We start from the raw sequence: 23885 nt of genomic DNA, 5'->3' as shown, positions 1-23885 counted from the left end.
ATTTAGTCGACGAATGGATAGCGGTACAAAACAACAACGATAACTTTAATTGTAGCATATTGCATTAAAAAATAGGCATCTTTTTAAAAACTATAGTACAATCTTATTGGAAATATGAATTTGGAAGAAGGAGCTACGACATGCTGCCATTTTATAAAAAATATTGGAGAACGGCGTTCGACATTGCGTTGATCGCACTCACGGTCTATCTCATTATGTACTCATTCAGCTATTTGTATCGGATTGCGACGCCGATTTTTTTCTCCTTCCTTATCTTCATGTGCATCGAGCCGCTTGCTCGGCGATTGAACAAGCTCGGCATTAAGAAGTCGATTGCAACCGGCATCTCGATATTATTGTTCATCATTCTAATCCTTGGCGCTTTCTCAGGCGCTGCTTACCTAATAACCAAACAAGGCTCGGAGCTGATCGACAACTTTCCGAAGTATCAGGAGATGCTGGAGAAGCAAGTCGCCAAGAGCACCGCTCAAATTCAGGAGCAGCTTGAGACGCTTCCGCCGAACTTAAATCTTGTCGAGCGTTCGACCGAGCTTATTAGCGGCATTACGGACTATTTGGGCAGATTCGGCAAAACCGTCTTGCTTAACTTGGTCAATTACGTTTCTTCCTTCTCTGCGTTTGTCGTGAACGTCGTTATTGGTACAATCCTCGCCTACTTCTTAAGTATCGAGATTAAATCTTGGAAGAAAACGGCCGAAGACAAAACGCCAAAAACGTTCAAAAAGGTGTTTTTCTTCCTGCGCGACAACGTGTTTAAAGGAATCGCCCTTTACATTAAAGCGCAAGCCAAAATGATCAGCATCACGTTCATTGTCATCTTAGTCGCGCTCGTGCTGCTTGGTGTCGAGAACGCGTTCGTCATTTCGGTCGTAGCAGCGATCTTCGATATATTGCCGTTGCTGGGCGTCGGAACGGTGTTCATACCATGGATCATTTATTTGATTATCGTCGGCAAAATATCGCTTGCAATCTGGTTGTCGGCTTTATTCCTTGTGGTCGTCATTACACGCCAAATATTAGAACCAAAAATAACGGGTGATTCCCTTGGCGTATCCGCCTTCACGATGCTTGCGTTCATGATCGTTTCCTTGAAACTATTCGGCATCTCAGGCGTTATCCTGTCGCCAATTCTGATGATCCTCATTAAGTCGCTATACGATCAGGGGTACTTCCACCGTTGGATTCGAGCGCCTCTTGGCGAATTCGACACGGCTACCCCCGAAGGCGATGCGGGCGGCGAGGCTGCCGGTCAGAGCAGTACAACGTTAACCGCCGAGTCGGCAACGGGGCTTGCGGGCACGGACAAGAAGGACTAATAATAAGCGGTGGCGCAGGTTGATCCTGTGCCACCGCTTTTTTTGTCCTAACCGCACGATGTTTAACGCAAGTTAGCGCTTCATCTCTTTTTCGTTGCGGGCGGCGATATCCATGACGCCGCGGAACAGCTTGGTCGCCTGATGCGGACTGCCAGGCGTACGGTTCGCCGCGAGCACGGCAACGGCGTAGCGCGGCTGCTTGACCGGGCCGTAGCCCGTGAACCACTGGTGGTTCAGGGCTATGCCCGCACGCTCGGTCTGGGCGGTGCCGGATTTGCCGGCTACCGTCCAGACCCCTTGGCGGATCGATCGACCGGTTCCATGGTCGACGACCGCCCGCATGCCGCGCAGCAGCGCATGGGCCGTGCCCGCATGGATGCGGCCACGCCCGCCCTGCGCCCGCTGCGCGGGCAGCTTCACCATCCGCTGGCCGTTGGCATAGCGGATTTCACTAACGAGGCGCGGCTCCATAACGCGCCCCTCGTGCAGCAGCGTCACGATCAAGTTCGCCGCCTGAAGCGGCGACATTCTCACGTCCCGCTGCCCGATGCCGCTCTGCGCCATAACGCCGCCATCTACGGCGGCAAGAGCCTGGTGCGACATTCCCCCCGTCGCACCTCTATCAACACCCGCGAAGAGCTGTCCCTGCTCTTCCTCCTCAAGCAGCCTAAGCGGCCTGCGGAACGGCCCGAACGGCTTGTCCCGATGCCAGCCTGCCTTGCGCCCGATACCAAGCGCGTAGGCTACACGCTGCAGCTCATTAGCTCTCATTCGCTCAGCGATCGTAGCAAACACGATATTGCAGGACTGGGCAAGGCCTTCCTGGAGCGTAATCGTTCCATGGCCGCCCTCCTTCCAGCAGCTAAGTCCATATTTGCCGTACTCGCCATTGCAATGGAACTTCTCCTTCTTGCTGACGACGCCTGCTTCCATGGCTGCTGCCGCCGTCACAAGCTTAAAGATCGAGCCCGGCGCAACGGCCGTCAGCGCATGATTGCTCCACTCGCTGCCGTCCGATAATTCGAATTGCCCGGGCTTCAGCTTCGGACGGGACACCATAGCGATAACATCGGCATTGTCAGCGTCGAGCACGACAATCGCGCCTTCCTTAAGCCCCTGTTCGTCCGCATAGGCCTCCAGCTTATTTTGCAGCTTCAAGTCAATGGTCGTCTGCACCTTCAGCGGGTAATAGCTATTTCCAGGCTGCGTAATCCGATAGTCTAGACCATGGACAGGCGCATTCCGGCCGTCGATGAAATACGACACCGAAGTTACGCCGATACCGTGCAACAGCTTGTCTAACGACTTCTCGAGGCCAGCCCCGCCCACCTGCTCATTCAGCTTCCGCTTCCCGCTAGCAAGCTCCTTCGAGTGGTTGGCCGCCAGCCACTCCGGATGCTGGCTTGTGAAGCCGATCATATGCTTCGCCTCGAAGCCGCTCACATACCGATTCCGATAAGGCAGCACGCTTACGCCGTTTAGACCGAGACGCTCAATCGCTTCAGCTTGCTCCGCTTTAAGCCGCAATGGCAATTTTCCGGCACCAGCCGTCCAGAACACCGGCTCGCGGACCGCATCCCAATAGCTTTGCAGTTGCTCAGCAGATACGCCGAGCAATGCCGCAAGTTGGCGAACCGTCCCCGCTTCGCCCCTTGCGTCCGGCCGTACAGGAAAAAAAGCCGCAGCCGAATACGTTTCACCGGTAATGGCCTGTCCGTAGCGGTCGACAAAATCGCCTCTCCCGCTGTCGAGCACCAGATTCCGCTGCCGCTGAATAACCGAGAGCCGCTGCCATCCGCCGCGATTCATGGCGGCATGAACCGCCGCATGCGTGCTCCACGGCAATAGCTGCAGCCATGCAAGACGTACAATGAATAAAATCATAATACAAAATAGAACGAGCGCCGCCGCCCATACTCGTCTCGATATCCCTTTTGCCATAAAGCTTAATCTCCCTTGCTTGCCCGTTACTTACAGTATCTCCCTTGTCCCCTAATCAGCAAACCTCCTAGATAGCGATTTTCATGAATATGGCTAATCGTATACAAAGAAAAAAAACGCCGATCAACCGATCGACGTTTCCCATTATGTCGGTTTCTGTCCGCTTGCTTTACGAAGCTCGTTCGCTAGTCGATTGAACTCTTTGCGAGCTTCCTTGTTGGTCGTTGCCATATAAGAAGCAGACAAGAAAGCAATGATTTTGTTAGCGTCCTCTACCGAGAGCAATGCAATCCCCTCCTCCGGTTCACTTGGCTCCGTTACGGGCGGCTTGGGTTCAGGCTTCGGCTCCGCAGCCACAACTGGGATATAAGCGACACCGAACAGCAGGCAAATACCTTTCGCCAGCTCGACCGCACACTCCGCGCGATAAGCCTCCGACAGCAGCAGCAAGGCATCCTCCATATTTGTCATAAAGCCATGCTCGACAAGGACCGCAGGCATAGTCGTCTCGCGCAGCACATGGAAGTTCGCTTCCTTGACGCCTCGATTCGGCAGCGCTGTCCCTTGAATCAACTGATTATGAATCATTTTGGCCGCTTGCTGGCCTGAGATTTTGCCGGGATAATGATACGTTTCAATACCTCTTACGTTATTCCAACCGTCGCCATACGCATTCGCATGAATGGAAATGTAGAAGTCGGCTTTCGCTTTATTCGCCGTATTCGTACGATTGCTAAGCGGGATGTCCGTGTCTCCCGGTGCAACGAGCAGCGTCTGGAAGCCGCAGCGCTTTAAATGCACGTCCAGCTGCGCAGCCACCGCTCTATTGAATTCGTTTTCCCTCATGACCGTACCATCGGGAAGAGACGGCGTTCGCTTGCCAGGGGTCTCCAGTCCATGACCGTCATCTATTGCTATTAATTTAACCATCTTCATCCTCCTCTCGTCCTCTATTCTATGGGTTTGCATGAACTCCTGTGATAGCTAGTTATCAAAGATAGACGTTTTTCGAGGATCAAGCATTCTGCAACAAACAAAAAACCCGTCTAACCGTGAAGTTTCACGGTAGTAGACGGGCTCCAAATCCATACTTTATGATTCAATTTTGAAAGCGGACAACGATTCCTTCAGCTCACGCGATACGGCGTCAAGCTTCTCGGACAGATGCACCAAGCTTTGGCTAACGCTAAGCTGCTCGCTGCTGAGGGATGCAACCTCTTCCGAGGTTGCCGAGGACTCCTCGGCTACGGCGCTTACGTTCGTCATCGCTTCCGCCATAACCGCCTGTGCTTCATCCAGCTTGCTGATCGATTCGGTAGCCAGATCCAGCTTCTCAACGAATTGACCCATCTGACCTTGTACCGTCAAGAAGATTTGGTTCGCTTCCTTAACTGAGCCAATCTGCTCTTGGAACAACGGATAGGCATCCGACAGCACGCTTACCGTCTCATCAATTTCCTTCCGAATCTTCTCTGTAATCTTAGCGACTACGTCGATCGATTGACGGGACTGATCAGCCAGCTTGCGGATTTCGTCGGCTACGACCATGAACCCTTTACCCGCAGCCCCTGCTCTTGCAGCTTCAATCGTTGCGTTTAGCGACAAAATGTTAGTTTGCTTTGTTAAGTTGTTAAGCACGTCGAGAATCTTAACGATAGAGCCTGTGCTTTCTTTAAGCGCATCGACCTTCTCGACCATGGAGCGCGTCATTTCCTCGGTCATGCCCGTCTTCTGAATGAGAACGCCCATGTAGGTTGTACCTTGCTTACTTGCATGGTCGACCTCGCCCGCCGATCTTGCCATTTGCTCATTGGCTTCGATAACCTGCTTCATCTGCTCGTTAATATTGTTCGTAAGATCCGTGCCTCTCTCAGCTTCCATTGCAAGGCTAGTTGCTCCGCCTGCAATCTCCTCTGTCGCGACCGCGATCTCCTTCGCCGATACGGATGTCTTGCGGGAAGCTTCGCTTAGCTCGGTTGCCGTGCTAAGCACATCCTCCGCCGAACGTGTCGTCTGCTGAGCCAGTGCCGTAATCTGCGTCATCATCAGGTTAAAGCTGCTGCCAAGCTCACCGATCTCGTCTTGGCGCTTCTTCATCCGTGATCGAACCGTCAGGTTGCCGCGCGCTCCTTCGTTCATCAGATTGCGCATATTCACGAGCGGTTGAGCAATTGTCGTAAGGACAAGGGCACCGATTGCGATTGCAATCAATACAGCTACCGCTGCAGTAATCCATGTCATATTGCGAATAACTTTCGCGTCTTTCACAAGCTCGTTAACCGGTATCGTTCCGACCAGCTTCCAATCCATCGTCTCAAAAGTTTTGAAAGCTGCCAGCACGTCCTCGCCGTTCTGATCCGAGGTCTTAATCGAGCCTTCCCACGCTTCTTCACCTTCCGTTGGCAACCCAATGCTTGCAGGTTGGCCAATCAGCGAATCATCCAGGTTCGCAACATAATTGCCGGCCTCATCGATAATCGACATTTGGCTGCCTTTGCCAAGCTGCACATCTTTATAACGCTCACTTAGGCTGTTCAATCCAATGTCAATAAGAAGCACGTAAGACGCTTCGTTCGACGTACTGTCCTTAATCAAGCGGCTTACGCCAAAGGAAGCTTGCCCTGCTGTCGTAGACAATCCATCTGCCTGCGGAGCGATCCATACCGTCTTGCCGGAGCCGTCAATCGCCTTTTGGAAAAATTCGCTCTTCATAAGCTCTTCGGCCTTTGTCGTCGTCGAGCTGCCCACCGTTACGATGTCCAGTTCAGGAACGATCGGCAGCAGCACCATGCCAAGGATTGAATTATTGCCCATGACATAACTTTGCATCTTATCGCCTAACTTGCGGCTCGCTTCGAACTTCGAGTAATCGTCTTCTCCTTCGAGAATCGATCGCACGATCGTATGGAAATCCTTGTCGATCAAAATTTGAAGCGATAAATCTTCATATGTTTTATAAATAACGTCTAGATTGCTTGCTACCTGATTAACGGTTTGGAAGCTTGCATCCGATACTTTGCGTTCTACGATTGATTTGGCTTGCGAGTATGCCATTAGCCCTACCGTCAATACACAGGCGATGATGGAGCAAAAAATGATTAAAAACAGCTTTGTCCCGACTGACTTAATCGGGTTGGATATCTTCGTTTCTTTGAGCGCGCCTCCTACCGATTGCAACAAACCTGTTGCTTTCTTCAATCCTGATTGCGCTTTCAAAACGGCTGCTGAAGGGTTGTCGTTAACGCCCTTGGGCAGTTTTTGCTTCTTTTCTTTTTTTGGCTTCTGCTCTTTATTCTCTTTGCTCTTCATTAGGAAAGACACCGCCTTTTTAATTGTTAGCCTATAAGGATTCGTCTGATGCTAGCGAATCTTGCCGATATTTGGAATACCTATTTACAGTCTATTATTTTATATCGGAAGATACTTGTCAATTAGAAATAATAGAATTAAAAAAAGCCTTATCTTCTGTCGAAGATAAGGCTTTAGTCCTATGAATTACTTGTGTTTGCTCCAATTCGGATCGCTGTTCTCCAGTAAATAAGCAAAATCGTTTTCTTTGCGCTTCTGCTCCTGTGCCTTGCGCTCCTCTTCCTCTTGGCGAGCTTGCAGCTTCTTCGCAGCTTCCTGCTGTTTCAGCTCTTCCGCTTGCCCTTTAAGCTTCTTAATCGTATCTGCATTCAGCAAGTCGCCTAACAGCAGCCCCTTATCTTTCTCTTCCTTCGGCTGCGTACTCTTGAATGGCGCCCCTTGCTTCTTCTTGTGCTTGGCCATTAGCGATCCCTCATTGCGAATGATTATTTTTTGCCTATCTTCTTGCGCATCATATCCATCGCCTTAACCGGTTCGCTGGTGCGAATTCGGATATGCTGCAGCGGATGACGAGCAGCGTCAAGCGGCTGCCCTTCCGTATCGAACAATTCGGTAATGGTCTGCTTGAAGAATCTGCCGCCCGGTCCGACGAATTCTACCTCTTGACCCGGCTTAAAGTGGTTTCGTTGCTGTACGGTTGCCAATCCCGTCTCTGCATCGTAATCGACAACAATGCCTGCGAAGTCATAAGGCGCAGCCTTCTCTTCAGGCTCGTATATATGATCCTCCGCACCCGGCGTATCGAGGAAGAAGCCTGTATTCAGCGGACGGTTCGCCGCTTTGTTGATCTCTTCCACCCATTCTTGCTTCAGCTCAAAATGTTCGGGATCGGCAAAGTACGCATCAATCGCTTGACGATATACGTTAACAACCGTTGCCACGTAATGAATGCTCTTCATGCGGCCTTCAATCTTGAAGCTGTCAACCCCAACCTCGATCAGCTCCGGCAAATATTCGATCATGCACAAGTCCTTGGAGCCCATCGTGAATTGATCCTCGCCTTCGCCGTACAACGGCGCGTCATCCACGAACAAATCATACTTCCAGCGGCAGGATTGGCAGCAGCCCCCGCGATTCGAATCGCGGTCTGTGAAATGGTTCGACAGCACGCAGCGGCCCGAATACGAGGAGCACATCGCGCCGTGAATGAAAGCTTCGATTTCGATATCGACATGCTTCTTAATTTCTTCGATTTCCGTGAAGCTTGTCTCGCGGCCAAGCACGACGCGCGGCAGTCCTTCTTCTTTCCAGAATTGCACGGCTTGCCAATTCAGCGTCGATTGCTGCGTGCTTAAATGTACCTCAAGCAATGGCGCTACTCGCTGCGCCGTCTCGATTATAATCGGATCAGCTGCGATGATGGCGGAGATTCCAGCCTCCTGAAGCCCTCGCAAATAATCCTCTAGCCCTGCAATATCTTCATTATGGGCATATATATTCGTCGCTACGAACACTTTTGCGCCATATCGGTTCGCGAATTCAACGCCTTCCTTCATTTCAGCGAAGCTGAAGTTGTCCGCATTCGAACGTAAACCGTATTTCTGCCCTCCGATATATACCGCATCCGCGCCATAATGGATAGCAAATTTTAGCTTCTCCAAATTTCCCGCAGGAGCAAGCAGCTCCGGTCTATCCAGCCTATGGCGTTTCCCCTGATAACGCGGGGTTGTTTTTGTCGTTGCTGTCAATTGTTGTCCCACCTTTCTATCAATACACTTGCTCTTTGAAAAAGAAACCATAGGTTAACTCGCGCTTCGGATCTTGCGCCGCACGAATGTCGTCAAGCCATTGCTCTTGGAATTCATAGCTTTCCGGATCGGCAGTATAAGCATCTATCGCTTTGCGGTAAGCCCGAACGACCGTTTCATTATATTCAATCGGCTTCATTAAGCCCTCGATTTTCAAGCTGTCCACGCCGATCTCAAGCAGCTCATGCAGCGCATCCAGCATACAGATGTCGCCCGAGCTCATAATATGCGTACCGTTAGCGTCCTCATAGATCGGGAACCTCTCGTCAGGGCGCTCAGCCTCCATCACATACAGGCCGCGCTCTAAGCTCGAGTCTTCAAGCTTCTCCGGCTCTTGCTGATGCTCCATGTAGCTGTTCACAAGCGAACGCTTGGAATGATAAATGTTCGTCATGCCGTGCACTTGAACCTCAATCGGCAGTTTCGTGTTCGCTTTGATATCGACGATCTGCTCCATATTAAGCTCGCGGGCAAGCACGAAACGGGTTGCTCCTCTGCGACCCCAATAATCAGCAGTCGCATAGTTAGTCGATGTCATCTCCGCATTCCAATGAAGGGGCATGCCCGGCGCATTCACCCGAGCTGCCATTAGAACGGCCGGATCGCCGAACACGATGGCATCTATACCTGCTGCCGCAAGGCCGGATATATAAGCCGGCAATGACTCAATTGTTGCATTATCGATCAGATTGTTAATGACAACATATATTTTGACGCCTCGCGGCTTCGCAATCTTCACCGCTTCAGCTATCATTTCCAAAGTGAATTGTCCCGCGAGTCTTGCGCCGTAACGCGACTCCCCTATAACGAACGCATCAGCGCCCGCTTCCATCAACCGCTCCAGCTCTTCCATCGAGGCGGCCGTCGTTAGTAATTCCGGCTTGTAAGCCATCTTCCATTCCTCCCAGGATCTCATAAAACAGCTTCGCGCAGCAAGTCGCAGGGGCCCGTTGTATCCCCTAGACTTGCCGCGCTAACTAATCTTGCATGACACAACGTTAACCCGCTGTCTCGTTGCTCTTATCGATATTTCTCAAATGCTCTTGGTACGTCTTCGCGAACAAATGCGTCTGCGTACCGTCCTTCTTCGTTACATAATAAAAGTATTCTGAAGGCTCCGGATTCAATGCCGCTTCAATCGAAGCGATGCTTGGACTTGCAATCGGTCCCGGCGGCAATCCGTTAATCTTGTACGTATTATAAGGACTTTCGATTTGCAGGTCTTTCTCCATCAGCCGTTCTTTAGGCTTGTCCAGCAAATATTGAACGGTAGCGTCAATCTGAAGCGGCATTCCATCGGCTATGCGGTTATAGATAACGCCTGCAACAAGCGCGCGCTCCTCATCGGCGACAACCTCTCGTTCAATGAGCGAAGCAATCGTAAGCAGCTCATGCAAGGTCAGCTTCTTCGCTTCCAGCTCATCCGTCCAATCTTCAGACAGCTCGCCTAACTTCCGATCAAGCTCGCTTGTCATGCGCTTAATAATGTCTTCCTCCGTGCTGCCTACCTTCATCTCGTAGGTTTCAGGGAACAAGTAGCCTTCAAGCCGCTGATGCAGCTCGGCATTATCCGGAATTTGGCGAACAGCCTCCGCATCTCCCCATGCTGTCTGACTAGCTGCAAGGTCTAGAAACTTCGCTTTGTCGATCAAGTCCTGTTCGGCAAGCTTATCGGCAATTTGAAGCACGGTGAAGCCTTCCGGAATCGTGAAGTGAATCGTCTCTGCCTGCACCGTATCGCCAGCATTCAGCTTCGCGATAATGGCGTCATGCTCCATCCCGGGATTCAGATCGTATTGCCCGGCTTGGAACCTAGCCCCTTGATCGTTCAGCTTCAAATAATATTTGAAAATAAATGAATTGCGAATAATGCCTTGCTCTTCCAGCAAATCGGATACTTTAATTGCTGACATCCCTTTAGCAATTTCGATTCGCTTCGTTTCCCCTGCAGCTGTCGGCTGCAAGCCGTTCCAGATGTAGTAGGCAACACTGCCGGCACCGACAATGATTATGCCTAGCAAGCTCAATATAACCCACATCGTGATGCGGCTGCGCTTTGGACCGGAACGAGCCTTACCTTCGCTCTGCTCCTGCCGATGAATGGACTTGTCCAACCTGTTAACCCTCCTCGACTCTTATGACAAACGAATTGAGAAAAACTTTTATCGGAGTACATCAATGATGATCGATCGCGTATAGCGGAAGTTTTTATCGCCAATCGGAATGATTAAATTTTTTAAGCTTTATCGCTTTAAAGAACTTAATCATTCCGACGTGGTCATGAAAAAGAGCGGTTGTAGACCGCCCTTTTCCTTGCTGTATATCGCTTGCGGTCGCTTAAGGCATTTGATCGTCTGCAAAAAGCAGATCGTCATAGGCCTCGGCAGCCGCTTCCCATTCTTCATCGTCCTCGATCGTTTCAAGCTCCGGCTCTTCGCCGTCTTGAATGACTCGGAACAGCTCCACTTCATCTTCGCCGCTCATAGCTTCAGACTGCAGTGCTGCGTATACGATGTCGCCTAGTTGGAATTCAGCCTTGATTACGTACAGCTCCATGCCGCCGTCCTCTGCGACAAGCTCAATCTCCTTGCCGAATGCTTCCTTAAGCACGGACAGACGTTTTGGCGCTCCGCCTTCAGTCGTTGACATTAATCCTGCTCCTCTATTTCGCCGAGCAGCGTATTGAATGTCTCCTCGACCATATTCCACTCTTCCTCGTCCTCAATCGTGTAGAGCTTGAGATCGTCGCCTTCTTCTTCATAACGGAAAGCGTACACCTCGTCCTCTTCCTCGTTGTCGCTGGCAAGCGGAACGACCATCATATATTTTTGATCCGAGCCGTCAACTTCGAACTTCATGATGACTTCGAATTCTTCCTCGTTGCCGTCCTCATCCGGAATATAAATAATTTCCGGCTCTTCAAACTGCATGTCGTCCTTTGTCATCGTTACCCTCACCTTTTCGTTTTAGAATCGAGATAATTTTGCAAAATCAGCGTCGCCGCCATTTTGTCCACGACTAGCTTGCGCTTCTTCCGGCTGACGTCCGCTTCGATAAGCGTCCTCTCGGCCGCTACCGTCGTCAGCCGTTCATCCCAAAGGTGAACTGGTATGTTTAGTTTCTGCTGGATCTGATCTGCAAATGCGATGCAAATTTCGCCACGCGGCCCGATCGTTCCGTTCATGTTCTTCGGCAAGCCGACAACGATCTCGCTAACCTCATGTTCCTTCACCAGCTCGGCAATGCGGTCGAATTCTCCCCCATCGCGCCTGCGCTCGATGACGCCCGTTCCTTGCGCCGTCCATCTGAACGCATCGCTTATCGCGACGCCGATGTTCCGATCTCCGTAATCCAATCCCATCAATCTCATCTCTTGCGTTGGCTCCTAAGCTTAATCGTATTGTTCTTATGGTACAAGCGCGAGACCTATGATTTCTTAGAATTCAAGTAGAAGCGGACAAGCTCTTCAATTAATTCGTCCCGTTCCTTCTTGCGGATTAAACTTCTGGCGTTGTTGTGCCGCGGAATATACGCAGGATCTCCGGACAACAAATACCCAACGATTTGGTTGATCGGGTTGTATTCCTTCTCTAGAAGCGCTTCGTGTACGGCAAGCAGGATGTCTCCAGAAGAAGATTCGACTCCCTCCGCCTTCACATTAAACTTCATCGTTTGGTCCATTGAACTCATCGCCAGCACCTCGCTTTCCAAAACTGCATTTACAAGCGCCTAAGGAGGCGTAAAGCGCGTTTCCTTGCTTTTGCCCCCTTATTCGGCTAGATATACATCCTTATCATATCACATTTGCGCTGCTTACAACTAGTTCTTCCGCAAGTTTCAACGCTTCATCGAGCTTGGATGCGTCTTTGCCGCCTGCTTGGGCCATATCCGGACGGCCGCCACCGCTTCCGCCGCAATGTACAGCCGCTTCCTTCACGATCTTGCCGGCATGGAAGCCTTTCTTCACGAGATCGGCAGACACCGCTGCCGCCAAGTTCACCTTATCGTCCTGCACGGCGCCAAGCACAATCACGCTTGAAGGAAGCTTCACTTTGAGCTCGTCAACGATGCTGCGCAGCGCGTCCATCGATGGCGCGCTGACTTTAGCGCTAAGCACCGAGATGCCGTTAACCGTCTTCGCTTGCGATTCAAGTGATCCCGCTTCGATGCGGCTCAGCTTAGCTTGCAGCGATTCGTTCTCGCGTGACAACTCCTTCACTTGACCGAACAAAGCTTCAATCCGCTTAGGCACATCGGACGTGTTCGACTTGAGCAGAGCCCCCGACTGCTTCAACAGATCAAGCTGGCCTTCCAAGTAGTTATAAGCGTGCTTGCCGGTTACCGCTTCGATCCGCCTTACGCCGGAGCCGATACCGCTCTCGCCCAGCAGCTTGAACAATCCGATCTGCGACGTGTTCGTTACATGGCAGCCTCCGCACAGCTCGAGGCTGTAGCTGCCGACTTGCACGACGCGTACAACGTCGCCGTACTTCTCGCCGAATAGCGCCATAGCGCCCATCGCTTTCGCTTCGTCTAGCGATTTGTTCTCGATTGTAACGCCTGTGCTAAGCCATATTTGCTCATTCACGCGGCGCTCGATGTCGACAAGCTCTTCTGCCGTAATGCTGCCGAAGTGCGAGAAGTCGAAGCGCAGACGCTCGGCTTCTACGAGCGAGCCCGCTTGGTTAACGTGATCGCCGAGCACTTCCTTAAGCGCTTTGTGCAGCAAGTGCGTTGCGGTATGATTTTTGATAATATCCTCGCGGATTGGCTTCGCTACGACAGCTTGCACCGTCTCTCCCGAACGAACCGATCCAGACGTTACGACCGCATGATGAACGGTTTGGCCGTGCGGCGCTTTCGTCACGTTCTCGACTTGCAGCGTGAAGCCATTGCCCGAAATCGTACCGCGGTCTCCGATCTGTCCGCCGCTCTCCGCATAGAATGGCGTGCGGTCAAGAATAACGAGAACCTGGCTACCTTCGCCAGCCGCTTCAACCATTTCATCATCGGCAACAATAGCCGTAATTTGGGACTCAGTTACCAGTTCATTATAGCCAACAAATTCGCTTTTAACCGTGAAGTCGGACAACGGTCCGCCTTGCACCTTCATGCTGCCCGTCTCGCGACGGCCGCCGCGGCCGCGCTCGCGCTGCTGCTCCATAGCCTCATCGAAGCCTGCGCGATCAACGGTCATCCCGTTCTCTGCAGCGAAGTCTTCCGTCAAGTCGAACGGGAAGCCGTACGTATCGTATAAGCGGAACGCGTCGTCGCCGCTAATTTCTTTGCTTCCCGCCTTCGTTGCCGCAGCTACCAGCTCAGCGAGCATAGCAAGGCCGTCGGACAACGTTTCATGGAATCGTTCTTCCTCGGTACGGATAACGCGCTCGATAAACTCGCGTTTGTCTACCACCTCTGGGTAATACACGCCCATCACTTCGCCTACGATACCTGTCAATCCATAAAGGAATGGACGGTCGATGCCGATCGTCTTGCCGTAGCGCACTGCGCGGCGAAGCAAACGGCGGATAATGTAGCCGCGACCTTCGTTCGACGGCATAACGCCGTCTCCTACCGCGAATACAACCGTACGAATATGGTCGGCAATGACTTTAAGAGCAACGTCATGCTCAGCGTTCACGTGATACTTCACGTTAGCAATGGAGCAGGTACGGTCAATGATCGGCAAGAACAGGTCGGTATCGAAGTTCGAATCCGCATCTTGCAGTACGCAAGTGAAACGTTCCAGACCTGCGCCAGTATCAATGTTTTTATTCGGAAGCGGCGTATAGCTGCCGTCCTTGTTATGATTGAATTCAGAGAATACGATATTCCATACTTCGAGGAAGCGCTCATTCTCGCCGCCGGGCCAGCATTCAGGATCGGATAGATCGCCGTATTTGTCTCCGCGGTCGTAGAAGATTTCAGTACACGGACCGCAAGGGCCTTCGCCGATATCCCAGAAGTTCTCATCCAGCTTGTAGATGCGTTCCGCTGGAAGGCCGATCTTATTGTTCCATAGCGCGAAAGCTTCTTCATCTTCCGGGTAGACCGTTACCGACAGACGCTCCGGATCGAAGCCGATCCATTGCGGACTCGTCAAGAATTCCCAACCCCACGTAATTGCATCTTCCTTGAAATAGTCGCCAATAGAGAAGTTGCCCAGCATTTCGAAGAACGTATGGTGACGGCGAGTTTTGCCTACATTCTCGATGTCATTCGTGCGAATACATTTTTGCGAATTCGTAATGCGCGGGTTCTCCGGCACGACGCGCCCGTCGAAGTAAGGCTTAAGCGGCGCCATGCCTGCGTTGATCCATAGCAAGGACGGATCGTTATGCGGGACGAGCGATGCGCTTGGTTCGATTTTGTGGCCTTTGCTTTCGAAGAAAGCAAGCCATTTGGCACGTATTTCACTAGCTTTCATAATAAACGCCTCCTCTAATGTGGAAAAAACAACAAAAAACGCCCCTGTCAGAGACAGGGACGAAATGTATTCGCGGTACCACCCTGGTTATTGCTGCGCCGTTCATCCACGCACATGCAATCGCCTTAGAAGACGATAACGGGTCCAACCGGCGAAGTTCATTCACGCTCCGAAATCAGCTTTCGGCCGTTCTTCGTCATCAAGCCTTCTCAACCGACGCTGCCGCCCTATATCGGGACAGGCAACGAAGAGGCTTTTCTCTGGCTGACGGGCAGCGGCTTACTTCATTTCGTCAAAGCTTTCCTAGTGTATAGCACTATTCTACTAGTATCAAATTATAGCTACGCCGTCAGCCGCTGTCAAATGATCTTTCTTCGCACGTAGTAAGCGAACATGTGCTGCACAATGACCTTGCAAGCAGCGAAGATCGGCACGGCTAGAATCATGCCGACGACACCTGCAAGCTCGCCGCCGACAAGCAATGCGAAGATGATGAGCAGCGGGTGCAGATGAAGCGTTCTGCCGACCACTTGCGGCGAGATGACGTTGCCCTCAAGAATTTGACAAGCCGTATTGACGATGGCGACGAGCAGCACCATTTTCAGAGATACGGTTGAAGCAATTAAGAGCGCGGGCGCAGCCCCGAAGAACGGACCCATGTATGGAATGACGTTCGTTATCGCCACAATGCCCGCGAGCAGAAGCGCATAAGGCATTCCAATAATAAGATAGCCGAGGTAGGCAAGCACGCCAACGATCAAGCAGACGAGGAACTGACCGCGAATGTAGCTGCCAAGCGCGGAGTCGATGTCCTTAAGCAGTCTGACCGTGTTCTTGCGATGCGACTTCGGCACGTAAGTAATGACCGTTCTCTCGAATACATCGAAATCTTTCAGGATATAGAAAGCAAGGAACGGAATGATGAAGGCGATGAATACGGCGTTCAACATCGAGCCGATATTGTTTATGAAGCCGAGCAAGCTCTCCGATACCTTCTTCTCCATCGTCAGCAGCGACTTGTTGATGCCCCCGCGGAAGCTCTCCGGCAAGAAAGACGTATTGTTAATGTCCGACACAATATTTTGGGCGCGCATCGACAGTTCCGGCACATGACGGTTGAACTCCTGCACTTGTTCGATGAACATCGGAATCAGATTGACGAGCAGCACCGTAATGGCAGCGCAGAACACGGCATAGATCAAGAGCACGGCGATCGTTCGCGGCACTTTGCGTTCATGCAGCATCGAGACGATCGGGTTAAGCACATAGGATATGATCATAGCGATAATAAAGGGAGCGAGCACCGCTCTCAAAAAAACATATACATTAAGCAGCAGCGGCTTAATAAGCAGCAGCAAATAAATCGCGATTAAGCCCAGTATCAGATAAACCAGCCAAACAAACAGACGGCTGTTCGTGAAACGCTCCACCGTCCACACCTCCGTACAATCTTCATCCTGCTTTCGCTGTCTTCCGAGCGCACATGCCGGATCTGATAAAGTATATGTACAAGCGGTGCAAATCATCCTTGAGGCGGCAAAAAAAAGGCGACCCCCTCATAGGGCCGCGCTTTAACGTTCATATCGAATGGCGCAGGCCGGCTAGTTAATCTGAACCTGCGATCCCGCAATCTCTTCTTCGAAGAACAAATCGTCAAGCGAGCTTAACGTTCCGTCCTCTTCCACTTGGTAAACCGACATTTTGTCGCCGTTAACAGTCAGTTCAATAAAGCAGCCCCAGCAGTAGAACTGGTGGGAACCGATCTTGCCGATATCTTTCGAATTGCAATTCGGACATCTCATCATCTAACATTTCTCCCTATCCTTTGAAATTGGAAGCTGCGACAGGCTCCAATTCCGCTTCACTGACAGCAGGAACGATAATCGCGTCTTCCCCGAGTAATACGGTATCTGGATCACTCGGCGCCTTCAGCCATTTACGCCCTTCCATCAGATCCGAAACAAAACCGTCCGTAAGCTCGTAGCCTACTATTTGTGTACCCTGAAACGGATAAAAATAAACATCCGATATTCGGCCCAGTTGATTTCCTTGCACCGTTACGACGGGCAAATCCTTCAGCTTGACGATCCCGGTATAGAACGATCGCAGCAGTTCCTTCGGCTTCAGCCTCACAACCGCGCCCTCACTGCCAATAATGACCGCATCCTCGCCGCATGTCAGCACGTCCGGCCAGCGAACGATCTTGAGTGATAATGCGAGCCATCTCGGACTCTCTAGTACAAGCCCTTGCAATTGCCAATGCTCATCGAAGTACGCATCCTTAACCGTTCCAACCAGCTTACCCGAATGAATGACGATCACGGGCAGTCCAATAAGCCGTTGAAGTTTAATCACGCCTTGATTCGAGGCCTCCTAAAGGTTACTTTCGAATACGCCGCACAATTGTCGCTATTTTCTGCGAGGCTTCTTCTAATTCCTCCATAGTATTCCCCAAACCAAAGCTAAATCTTACCGCTGAAAGAAGCCGCTCTTGCGGAATATCCATCGCTCTAAGCACATGGGATCTCTCCAGCGCCCCTGAGGTGCAGGCCGATCCGCTTGAAGCCGCAATGCCTTCCAAATCGAGGTTCATCAGCATCGTCTCGGTATCAATACCAACGAAACTAATATTAACGATATGAGGCAGGCGATGCTCCTCGCTCCCGTTTACAACGATCTCCACATCAGGCAAAGTGTTTCTAAGCAGCTCTACCCATCTATTACGAAGCTTGTCCATAAAAGGTTGCTTCTGATTGCGTTCGTTCACACAAATGTCAACAGCCGCGGCAAAACCAACAATGCCGGGCACGTTTTCTGTGCCTGCCCGGCGCTTGCGTTCCTGCGAGCCGCCATGCTGAATTGCTTCATATGGCGTACCATTCGCTATATATAATGCGCCCACGCCTTGCGGGCCATTAATCTTGTGCGCCGAGAAGCTCATGAGATCGATCGGCAGCTCGTTCAAGCGATAAGGCACGCTTCCCAAAGTTTGGACGGCGTCCACATGGAACAGCGCGCCTGCAGCTCTTACAATGTTGCCTATCTCTTCGATCGGCAGTATCGTCCCGACTTCATTATTGCCATGCATGATGCTTACGAGCCCCGTCTCCAGGGTCATTGCAGACGCAACCGACTCCGGAGCGATACGTCCATCCTGCTGAACGGGAAGGTACGTTACCGTGAAACCTTCCTCCTTGCTCAGCCACTCGCAGGTGTGCAGGACGGCGTGATGCTCAGTTGCCGCTGTTACAATATGGCGCTTGCCGCGCCGCCGCATCGCGCGCGCCGCCCCGACAAGCGCCGCATTGTCGCTCTCCGTTCCGCCGGAGGTGAACAGCAGCTCGGCAGGTCGGCAGCCGATCGCCGCCGCGATGAGGTCGCGGGCGCGGTTCACCTGCTGCTTCGCTTCTCTGCCGAACGCATGCATGCTGGAAGGATTACCTCCCGGACCTTGCATGACCTCGAGCATCGCTCTAGCAACCTCGGGATGCATCGGCGTCGTTGCCGCATGGTCAAAGTAATATCTATTCATCATTGCAGTCGCATCCTTACTTAGATATAGAACATGTAGCTGTCTGCTTCGCCGGCGTCTTGGAAGTTGATCATATCGGCAAGCGTTGTGGAATCCAGCACCTCTGCAATGCTGTCGCGAATGCGAAGCCACAGGTCGCGCTTGGCAGGATCGTCCTCTTCCGTGAAGTCAACCGGCGAGATCGGCCCCTCAAGAATACGTATAATATCTCCCGACGTAATCTGCTCGGGATCCTTCGATAGAATATAGCCGCCGTACGCGCCGCGAATACTTTTCACGAGCCCTGCGTTGCGCAGCGGAGCGACGAGCTGCTCCAAGTAGTGCTCGGATAAATGATTGCGTTCCGCAATGCTCTTCAGCGAGATAGGCCCTTCGCCGAACTTAGCTGCCAGCTCCATCATAATAGTTAAGCCATAACGGCCCTTCGTTGAAATTTTCAATGTAGGCACCCCTTTAAATTCATCATATTTTGTTGTTGCATTCATCGTTGATCATGTTGCTCTCTAATTCACTGTATTCCCATATCACTTCTATGTTAACATATCCCCCGCTTGCCATGTGCAAAAAGGTTGTCATCTTCATGAAAAACTTTTGCGTCTATGTTACAATAGACGTGATTTTCACGAAATGACAAGCAAGGCGGTGTTTCACCTATGACAAAACCAATCAGCTCCACAAGAGTTGTCGTCGGCATGTCCGGAGGCGTCGATTCCTCCGTTACGGCGCTGCTGCTCAAGCAAGCAGGCTATGACGTAGTCGGCATATTCATGAAGAACTGGGACGATACCGACGAGTTCGGCCATTGTACGGCCGAAGAGGACTCGGAGGACGTTCGCCGTGTCTGCGATCAGATCGGCATCCCTTATTATACCGTTAATTTCGAGAAGCAATATTTCGATAAAGTGTTCACTTATTTCTTGGATGAATACAAACGGGGCCGCACGCCTAATCCGGACGTCATGTGCAATCGCGAAATTAAGTTCGGTGACTTCCTGCAACGCGCGCTTGAGCTCGGAGCGGATTACTTGGCGACTGGCCACTATGCGCGTGTTGAGCGCGATGCGGGCGGCGTAACGAAGCTGCTTCGCGGCGTCGATTCGAATAAGGATCAGACCTACTTCCTTAGCTCGCTTAATCAGCGCCAGCTGGAGAAGGCCATGTTCCCGATCGGCCATCTGCCGAAACCCGAAGTTCGCCGAATTGCCGAAGAGGCCGGGTTGTATACGGCGAAGAAGAAGGACAGCACCGGCGTTTGCTTCATCGGCGAGCGCAATTTCAAGGAATTTCTAAGCGGCTACTTGCCTGCCCGCTCCGGTGATATGATCGATATTCGCAGCGGCGAGAAGAAAGGCCGTCACGACGGCCTTATGTATTACACGCTTGGCCAGCGACAAGGTCTTGGCATCGGCGGATCCGGCACGGGCGAGCCATGGTTCGTTGCGGACAAAGATTTGGAGAGCAACGTTTTGTACGTCGTTCAAGGCGAGCAGCATGCCAGCCTATACTCGCACAGCTTGTCCGCGAGCGGTTTTAACTGGATCGCGCCAACGTTGCCTGATGCTCCGTTCCACTGCACGGCCAAGTTCCGCTACCGCCAGCAAGACCAAGGCGTAACGGTTACGATGCGTGCGGACGGCACTGCCGACATCGTGTTCGACAAGCCGCAAAAGGCAGTCACGCCTGGCCAAGCCGTCGTTCTCTATGACGGCGACGTATGCCTCGGCGGGGGCACGATCGACGTCGTCCACAAGGTCGACGCAGCAGCCTTCGAAGCTCAGCTTCAAGCCAAATAAAGCACAATAAGAAGGGATGCCCTAAAATTATTCAGGGCATCCCTTCTTAATTGTAAAGCTGCGGCTAATCCCATGCGTCTCATCCCTGTACACTCTGCCCAAACACAAATACAAATACAAATACATTACGGACTCAGAAGGAGCTAATTACTCGCATCACGTAACATTGGTCATATTGCGGACTCTAGAAACCCTTACAGCATAAAACTCGAGTTTTATTATCATTTCTGTCAAGTTAGCGACTCCCGTGTCCTTAACGAGCTCCTTTATCACTGAAAAGCTCAATTAGCGTCCCTATGGTCCGTAACAAACCACTCTCACCCTACCTTGCCGTTAGCCAAACCGGCTGGAGCTTCCGCTATCGTCGCCCTTATCCCAGTCATCCTTGCGCACGTTAATGCGGGATACGCGCAAATGATCGGTTTCCTCGATGATGAAGGTGAACCCGCCGGGATAATGCACCCGTTGATCGCGCTTAGGGGGAATATCGATCTGCGAATAGATCCATCCTCCGATCGTATCGAAATCATCCGTATCAATATCCAGTCCGAAGTAGCTGTTAACCGCTTCAATTAACATGAGTCCGTTAATGGAGTAGGAAGCATCATCCCGCTTCTCAATATCGGCCCGCTCCTCGTCGAACTCATCCTGGATTTCCCCGACAATCTCCTCCATAATATCTTCGAGCGTAACAAGCCCCGATGTGCCTCCGTACTCATCGATCAGGATCGCGATTTGCGTCTTTTTTTTCTGCATTAGCTTCAGCAGCATGCTAATTTGCATGGACTCCGGCACGGACGTAATCGGCCTCGTAATTTGAGCAATATCGGTGATGCTATGCGCCGTGTCCTTCAGCAAATCCTTAATATGAATAAAGCCGATAATATTGTCTTTATCGTTCTCGCACACCGGATACCGCGTCAGCATCTGCTCCAGCGCGATTCGTTTGTTCTCGTCTATCGTTAGCGCCGTGTTCAAACAGATCATCTCGGTGCGGGGAATCATAATCTCGCGCGCGTTCGTTTCCGTGAAATCAAATATATTATCAACAAGCGTCAGCTCTGTATTATCGATGAGTCCTCTCTTGTGGCTTTCCTTCATCAGAATACGTATTTCTTCCTCTGTATGCGCAGCATCCTTCTCCGTTGCCGGCTCGATGCCGATCGCTTTAAGCAACTGATTAGCCGTGCCGTTCAACAGCCATATTAAGGGATACATCAGCTTGTGAAAAAAAACGAGCGGTGTCGCCGTCAGCAGCGTTACCGTCTCGGATTTCCGAATGGCGACCGTCTTAGGAGCAAGTTCCCCAAGCACGATATGCAAAACCGTAATAAAACTAAATGCAATAATGAACGAGACGATGTGGATGAACGCATCGTTCTGAAAGCCGACCTGAGCGAACCAGGGGGCAAGCAGGCTGGCGACGGCAGGCTCACCAACCCATCCGAGACCAAGCGATGCAAGCGTAATACCTAGCTGGCAAGCGGACAGGTAGGCGTCTAAGTTGTTCGTCATGCGCGAGGCCAGCTTCGCGCGCGCGTGTCCCTCGGAGATCAGCGCGTCGATACGGCTTCCCCGTACCTTCACCATCGCAAATTCGGCAGCGACAAAAAAACCGTTCATAAACACCAAAACGACAATGAGCGTTAAAGACAATCCGAGCGGTAGAGGTTCACCCAATCGGTTCCTGCCACTCGCTTAGGCACAGCCTGCGGCGATGACAGGCGCACCTCCTTTGTTAGACAAAGATTCGGCAATCTTTGTGTATTGTGTAATGAAGTATATTCGCCGTAAGCCCGCCAACATGCATACCTTAAGCCCGTTCGGACATAAATTTGTCATAATGCTGAGACGAATAAGCCATTTATTTTCAAGCTAACGCAAACGTTAATCTGATATAATTCAATCAGCTTCTGTATACGACCCATCTATACCATACTATCTTTCAGGAGGATTACCGTGAAAAAAATACTGTTACTGTTGCTCGCAGCACTCTGGCTCGTACCGGGGGTTGCATCCGCCCATTCCAAACTTGAAACGGCAGTACCCGAGAAAGATTCTACTGTTGCCGTGTCGCCGCAGAGCATCGAGCTCTCCTATAATACGAAGATCGAGGACCTGAGCAATCTGAAGTTGTTCAATGCTGCCGGTGAACAGGTTGCGACCGATAAGACCGTTGTTGACGGCAAGACGATGAGCGCTGCGGTTCCAAGCGCCTTGCAGAATGGTATCTACACCGTCAAATGGACAATCATCGGAACGGACGGACACTCCGTAGAAGGCGAATATGCATTCACCGTGCAAGCCGCTGAACCTACCGTCGCACCGGTTGCAACGGAAGAGCCGGCAGCAACGAACGCACCGACAACGGCGCCTACTGACACGCCTGCCGCTACTGACAATCCTGCAGAAACCGCAGCTCCCGACGCGAGCTCAAGCGATGAGGACAGCTCTGGCATCAGCGGAACGACTACCGCAGTAATCGTCATTGGCGCAATCATCGTAATTGCAGCTGTAGTATTACTTGCTCGGAGGCGCAAATAGATGACTTACATTAGCGAAAGCTTACTGTACATTTGCTTTGCGCTATTGACAGGCGGCTTCCTGCTCCGGATTATTCCGGAGCAGAGAAGGCCTGATGTCCGAGTACCGAACTGGCTGCTCGTTGTATGCACCATCGCTATCCCTCTGCTCTCCTATGTTCCTATACATAATAACGCCATCATTTATGTTCGGGACTTCGATATGTCTTACGGCTCTATTTTGAAAAGTATTTTGCTCGACTTTAACATCGGCAAGGCGTGGATTTGGACCGTTGTCGGCTCAGCCGGTCTCCTCTGTCTGCTCGGCATCAAAGCGTTCAACACAGACAAGCATATGCCGAAGGTCGCTTTGTTCATCACCCTTCTGCTTATCGTTTGGCTCGGATATGCAGGGCATGCCTCATCGTTGTACGGGTTTAAAGGGCTCGTCGTCCATTCGGCGCACTTCCTGGCAGTCAGCATATGGATCGGCATATTGTTCGTCGTAAGCTGGTTCTCGGTCAACAATGACAACTGGAAAGCGTTCCTCGGCTGGTTCTCGCCTGTTGCGATCGGCGCCGTCCTCGTTGCGATCGGCGCAGGCATTATGTTAATGACATTTACAACGCCTGAATATGTGAACGCTTGGATGCTGCCCTACGGCCAGATTCTTCTTATTAAGCACTTGCTCATACTGCCGCTTCTCCTCTTCGCCTTCACGAACGGGTTCGTATACAAGAAGGATGCCGCACGCGACGCATCATTTAATCCGCGAAGATGGCTGAAGGCAGAAAGTATCGTAGCGCTTCTCGTGCTGATTGCAACTGCTGTTCTAGGTCAACAAGCGCCGCCGCATACGGTGAAGGAAACGCTGCAGTCCGTGTCGCCGTCGCCATTGTTCACCGGCTTGTATCAAGGCAGCTTTAGTCCGGATATTTCGATTGCGTTCAAGCCCGGCCTCGAGAGCATTCTGATGTTTGCAGCCGCTCTCTTAATGGCAGGCGGACTCATTTGGATGTATCGCGCGAACCGCCTGATGCCCGCATTTCTGATGGGGCTTCTTGTAGCGGCGTTCGGGTATTTTGGCCTCATGTTCTCGATTGTTTAAACTCCAAGGTGAAACGGCTAACGCCGTCCTCTGGCGGCGAGGTGCGTTTCATTCCGGAGAAATATAAGCATAGTATAATCACCCCATTTTATACTTTCTTATATTTTA

At 51.5% G+C, this 23885-nt stretch carries 22 protein-coding genes; 4 read left to right on the top strand and 18 right to left on the bottom strand.

The genetic code is table 11. The features are described 5' to 3' along the window. Window positions 1-140: 140 nt before the first annotated feature. On the top strand, window positions 141-1337 hold the full coding sequence (gene ytvI, locus AC0YN0_RS02570) for a sporulation integral membrane protein YtvI (protein WP_475819852.1): 1197 nt from the start codon (window positions 141-143) through the stop codon (window positions 1335-1337). A gap of 72 nt (window positions 1338-1409) precedes the next feature. On the opposite strand, the gene AC0YN0_RS02565 is transcribed toward ytvI, so the two are convergent. The 17 genes from AC0YN0_RS02565 to cymR all read right to left on the bottom strand — a co-directional run bounded on the left by AC0YN0_RS02565 (window position 1410) and on the right by cymR (window position 18794). Beyond that, complete coding sequence (locus tag AC0YN0_RS02565) at window positions 1410-3278, bottom strand: peptidoglycan D,D-transpeptidase FtsI family protein (protein ID WP_475819851.1); 1869 nt, start codon at window positions 3276-3278, stop codon at window positions 1410-1412. Between the two features lie 144 nt (window positions 3279-3422). After that, window positions 3423-4208: an N-acetylmuramoyl-L-alanine amidase family protein gene (locus AC0YN0_RS02560; protein WP_475819850.1), complete on the bottom strand. Its 786-nt coding sequence runs from the start codon at window positions 4206-4208 to the stop codon at window positions 3423-3425. A 162-nt stretch (window positions 4209-4370) separates the two neighbouring features. Continuing rightward, window positions 4371-6587, bottom strand: a complete 2217-nt coding sequence (locus AC0YN0_RS02555; RefSeq protein WP_475819849.1) for a methyl-accepting chemotaxis protein — start codon at window positions 6585-6587, stop codon at window positions 4371-4373. Between the two features lie 186 nt (window positions 6588-6773). After that, window positions 6774-7049: a YqkE family protein gene (locus AC0YN0_RS02550; RefSeq protein WP_475819848.1), complete on the bottom strand. Its 276-nt coding sequence runs from the start codon at window positions 7047-7049 to the stop codon at window positions 6774-6776. 23 nt (window positions 7050-7072) lie between these two features. Further along, window positions 7073-8335, bottom strand: coding sequence for a peptidase U32 family protein (locus tag AC0YN0_RS02545; protein ID WP_475819847.1), 1263 nt, complete (start codon window positions 8333-8335; stop codon window positions 7073-7075). A gap of 19 nt (window positions 8336-8354) precedes the next feature. Continuing rightward, on the bottom strand, window positions 8355-9287 hold the full coding sequence (locus AC0YN0_RS02540) for a peptidase U32 family protein (protein ID WP_475819846.1): 933 nt from the start codon (window positions 9285-9287) through the stop codon (window positions 8355-8357). A 106-nt stretch (window positions 9288-9393) separates the two neighbouring features. Continuing rightward, window positions 9394-10434: an endolytic transglycosylase MltG gene (gene mltG / locus AC0YN0_RS02535; protein WP_475820880.1), complete on the bottom strand. Its 1041-nt coding sequence runs from the start codon at window positions 10432-10434 to the stop codon at window positions 9394-9396. 298 nt (window positions 10435-10732) lie between these two features. Beyond that, window positions 10733-11044 carry a DUF1292 domain-containing protein gene (locus AC0YN0_RS02530; RefSeq protein ID WP_337099473.1) on the bottom strand — a complete coding sequence of 104 codons (312 nt, stop codon included), beginning with the start codon at window positions 11042-11044 and terminating at the stop codon, window positions 10733-10735. Further along, a complete protein-coding gene (locus AC0YN0_RS02525) occupies window positions 11044-11340 on the bottom strand; it encodes a DUF1292 domain-containing protein (RefSeq protein WP_307200178.1) in 297 nt (98 codons plus the stop codon). Before AC0YN0_RS02525 ends, AC0YN0_RS02530 begins: the two co-directional genes overlap by 1 nt. Window positions 11341-11348: 8 nt before the next feature. Next, the gene (gene ruvX, locus AC0YN0_RS02520; protein ID WP_337099476.1) at window positions 11349-11765 is read right to left on the bottom strand and encodes a Holliday junction resolvase RuvX; all 417 of its coding nucleotides are present in this window, start codon (window positions 11763-11765) and stop codon (window positions 11349-11351) included. A 56-nt stretch (window positions 11766-11821) separates the two neighbouring features. Beyond that, a complete protein-coding gene (locus AC0YN0_RS02515; protein ID WP_307200181.1) occupies window positions 11822-12085 on the bottom strand; it encodes an IreB family regulatory phosphoprotein in 264 nt (87 codons plus the stop codon). Between the two features lie 103 nt (window positions 12086-12188). Continuing rightward, entirely contained in the window at window positions 12189-14822 is a 2634-nt protein-coding gene (gene alaS / locus AC0YN0_RS02510) for an alanine--tRNA ligase (protein ID WP_475819845.1), read from the bottom strand. Window positions 14823-15181: 359 nt separating this feature from the next. Further along, on the bottom strand, window positions 15182-16252 hold the full coding sequence (locus tag AC0YN0_RS02505) for an AI-2E family transporter (RefSeq protein ID WP_442048961.1): 1071 nt from the start codon (window positions 16250-16252) through the stop codon (window positions 15182-15184). A gap of 171 nt (window positions 16253-16423) precedes the next feature. Then, on the bottom strand, window positions 16424-16627 hold the full coding sequence (locus AC0YN0_RS02500) for a hypothetical protein (protein WP_337099480.1): 204 nt from the start codon (window positions 16625-16627) through the stop codon (window positions 16424-16426). 13 nt (window positions 16628-16640) lie between these two features. Further along, window positions 16641-17177 carry a PRC-barrel domain-containing protein gene (locus AC0YN0_RS02495; RefSeq protein ID WP_475819844.1) on the bottom strand — a complete coding sequence of 179 codons (537 nt, stop codon included), beginning with the start codon at window positions 17175-17177 and terminating at the stop codon, window positions 16641-16643. Window positions 17178-17202: 25 nt separating this feature from the next. Next, window positions 17203-18354, bottom strand: coding sequence for a cysteine desulfurase family protein (locus AC0YN0_RS02490; RefSeq protein ID WP_475820879.1), 1152 nt, complete (start codon window positions 18352-18354; stop codon window positions 17203-17205). Between the two features lie 20 nt (window positions 18355-18374). Then, the gene (cymR, locus tag AC0YN0_RS02485; RefSeq protein ID WP_475819843.1) at window positions 18375-18794 is read right to left on the bottom strand and encodes a cysteine metabolism transcriptional regulator CymR; all 420 of its coding nucleotides are present in this window, start codon (window positions 18792-18794) and stop codon (window positions 18375-18377) included. A gap of 213 nt (window positions 18795-19007) precedes the next feature. Between cymR and mnmA the strand changes: the two genes are divergently transcribed. Beyond that, window positions 19008-20147, top strand: a complete 1140-nt coding sequence (gene mnmA, locus AC0YN0_RS02480; protein ID WP_475819842.1) for a tRNA 2-thiouridine(34) synthase MnmA — start codon at window positions 19008-19010, stop codon at window positions 20145-20147. A gap of 333 nt (window positions 20148-20480) precedes the next feature. On the opposite strand, the gene AC0YN0_RS02475 is transcribed toward mnmA, so the two are convergent. Then, window positions 20481-21827 (bottom strand): hemolysin family protein, encoded by a 1347-nt coding sequence (locus AC0YN0_RS02475; RefSeq protein ID WP_475819841.1) that lies wholly within the window; start codon window positions 21825-21827, stop codon window positions 20481-20483. A gap of 279 nt (window positions 21828-22106) precedes the next feature. Here AC0YN0_RS02475 and AC0YN0_RS02470 point away from each other — a divergent pair, with 279 nt between their 5' ends. After that, the gene (locus AC0YN0_RS02470) at window positions 22107-22691 is read left to right on the top strand and encodes a copper resistance CopC family protein (RefSeq protein ID WP_475819840.1); all 585 of its coding nucleotides are present in this window, start codon (window positions 22107-22109) and stop codon (window positions 22689-22691) included. Continuing rightward, window positions 22692-23777, top strand: a complete 1086-nt coding sequence (locus AC0YN0_RS02465; protein ID WP_475819839.1) for a copper resistance D family protein — start codon at window positions 22692-22694, stop codon at window positions 23775-23777. Window positions 23778-23885 lie beyond the last annotated feature (108 nt).

Source organism: Paenibacillus sp. J22P218, from assembly GCF_056269195.1.
The sequence above is the reverse complement of the archived record's forward strand: the minus strand, read 5'-3'. Positions and strand labels throughout refer to the sequence as shown.

What these genes read in the sequence shown, in the direction of transcription:
- AC0YN0_RS02490 (WP_475820879.1), bottom strand. Translation starts at nt 18,354, where the DNA reads ATGAATAGATATTACTTTGACCATGCGGCAACGACGCCGATGCATCCC.
- ruvX (WP_337099476.1), bottom strand. Translation starts at nt 11,765, where the DNA reads ATGAGATTGATGGGATTGGATTACGGAGATCGGAACATCGGCGTCGCG.
- AC0YN0_RS02560 (WP_475819850.1), bottom strand. Translation starts at nt 4,208, where the DNA reads ATGGTTAAATTAATAGCAATAGATGACGGTCATGGACTGGAGACCCCT.
- AC0YN0_RS02465 (WP_475819839.1), top strand. Translation starts at nt 22,692, where the DNA reads ATGACTTACATTAGCGAAAGCTTACTGTACATTTGCTTTGCGCTATTG.
- AC0YN0_RS02555 (WP_475819849.1), bottom strand. Translation starts at nt 6,587, where the DNA reads ATGAAGAGCAAAGAGAATAAAGAGCAGAAGCCAAAAAAAGAAAAGAAG.
- AC0YN0_RS02550 (WP_475819848.1), bottom strand. Translation starts at nt 7,049, where the DNA reads ATGGCCAAGCACAAGAAGAAGCAAGGGGCGCCATTCAAGAGTACGCAG.
- mltG (WP_475820880.1), bottom strand. Translation starts at nt 10,434, where the DNA reads ATGTGGGTTATATTGAGCTTGCTAGGCATAATCATTGTCGGTGCCGGC.
- mnmA (WP_475819842.1), top strand. Translation starts at nt 19,008, where the DNA reads ATGACAAAACCAATCAGCTCCACAAGAGTTGTCGTCGGCATGTCCGGA.
- AC0YN0_RS02515 (WP_307200181.1), bottom strand. Translation starts at nt 12,085, where the DNA reads ATGAGTTCAATGGACCAAACGATGAAGTTTAATGTGAAGGCGGAGGGA.
- AC0YN0_RS02500 (WP_337099480.1), bottom strand. Translation starts at nt 16,627, where the DNA reads ATGATGAGATGTCCGAATTGCAATTCGAAAGATATCGGCAAGATCGGT.
- AC0YN0_RS02530 (WP_337099473.1), bottom strand. Translation starts at nt 11,044, where the DNA reads ATGTCAACGACTGAAGGCGGAGCGCCAAAACGTCTGTCCGTGCTTAAG.
- alaS (WP_475819845.1), bottom strand. Translation starts at nt 14,822, where the DNA reads ATGAAAGCTAGTGAAATACGTGCCAAATGGCTTGCTTTCTTCGAAAGC.
- ytvI (WP_475819852.1), top strand. Translation starts at nt 141, where the DNA reads ATGCTGCCATTTTATAAAAAATATTGGAGAACGGCGTTCGACATTGCG.
- AC0YN0_RS02525 (WP_307200178.1), bottom strand. Translation starts at nt 11,340, where the DNA reads ATGACAAAGGACGACATGCAGTTTGAAGAGCCGGAAATTATTTATATT.
- AC0YN0_RS02540 (WP_475819846.1), bottom strand. Translation starts at nt 9,287, where the DNA reads ATGGCTTACAAGCCGGAATTACTAACGACGGCCGCCTCGATGGAAGAG.
- AC0YN0_RS02565 (WP_475819851.1), bottom strand. Translation starts at nt 3,278, where the DNA reads ATGGCAAAAGGGATATCGAGACGAGTATGGGCGGCGGCGCTCGTTCTA.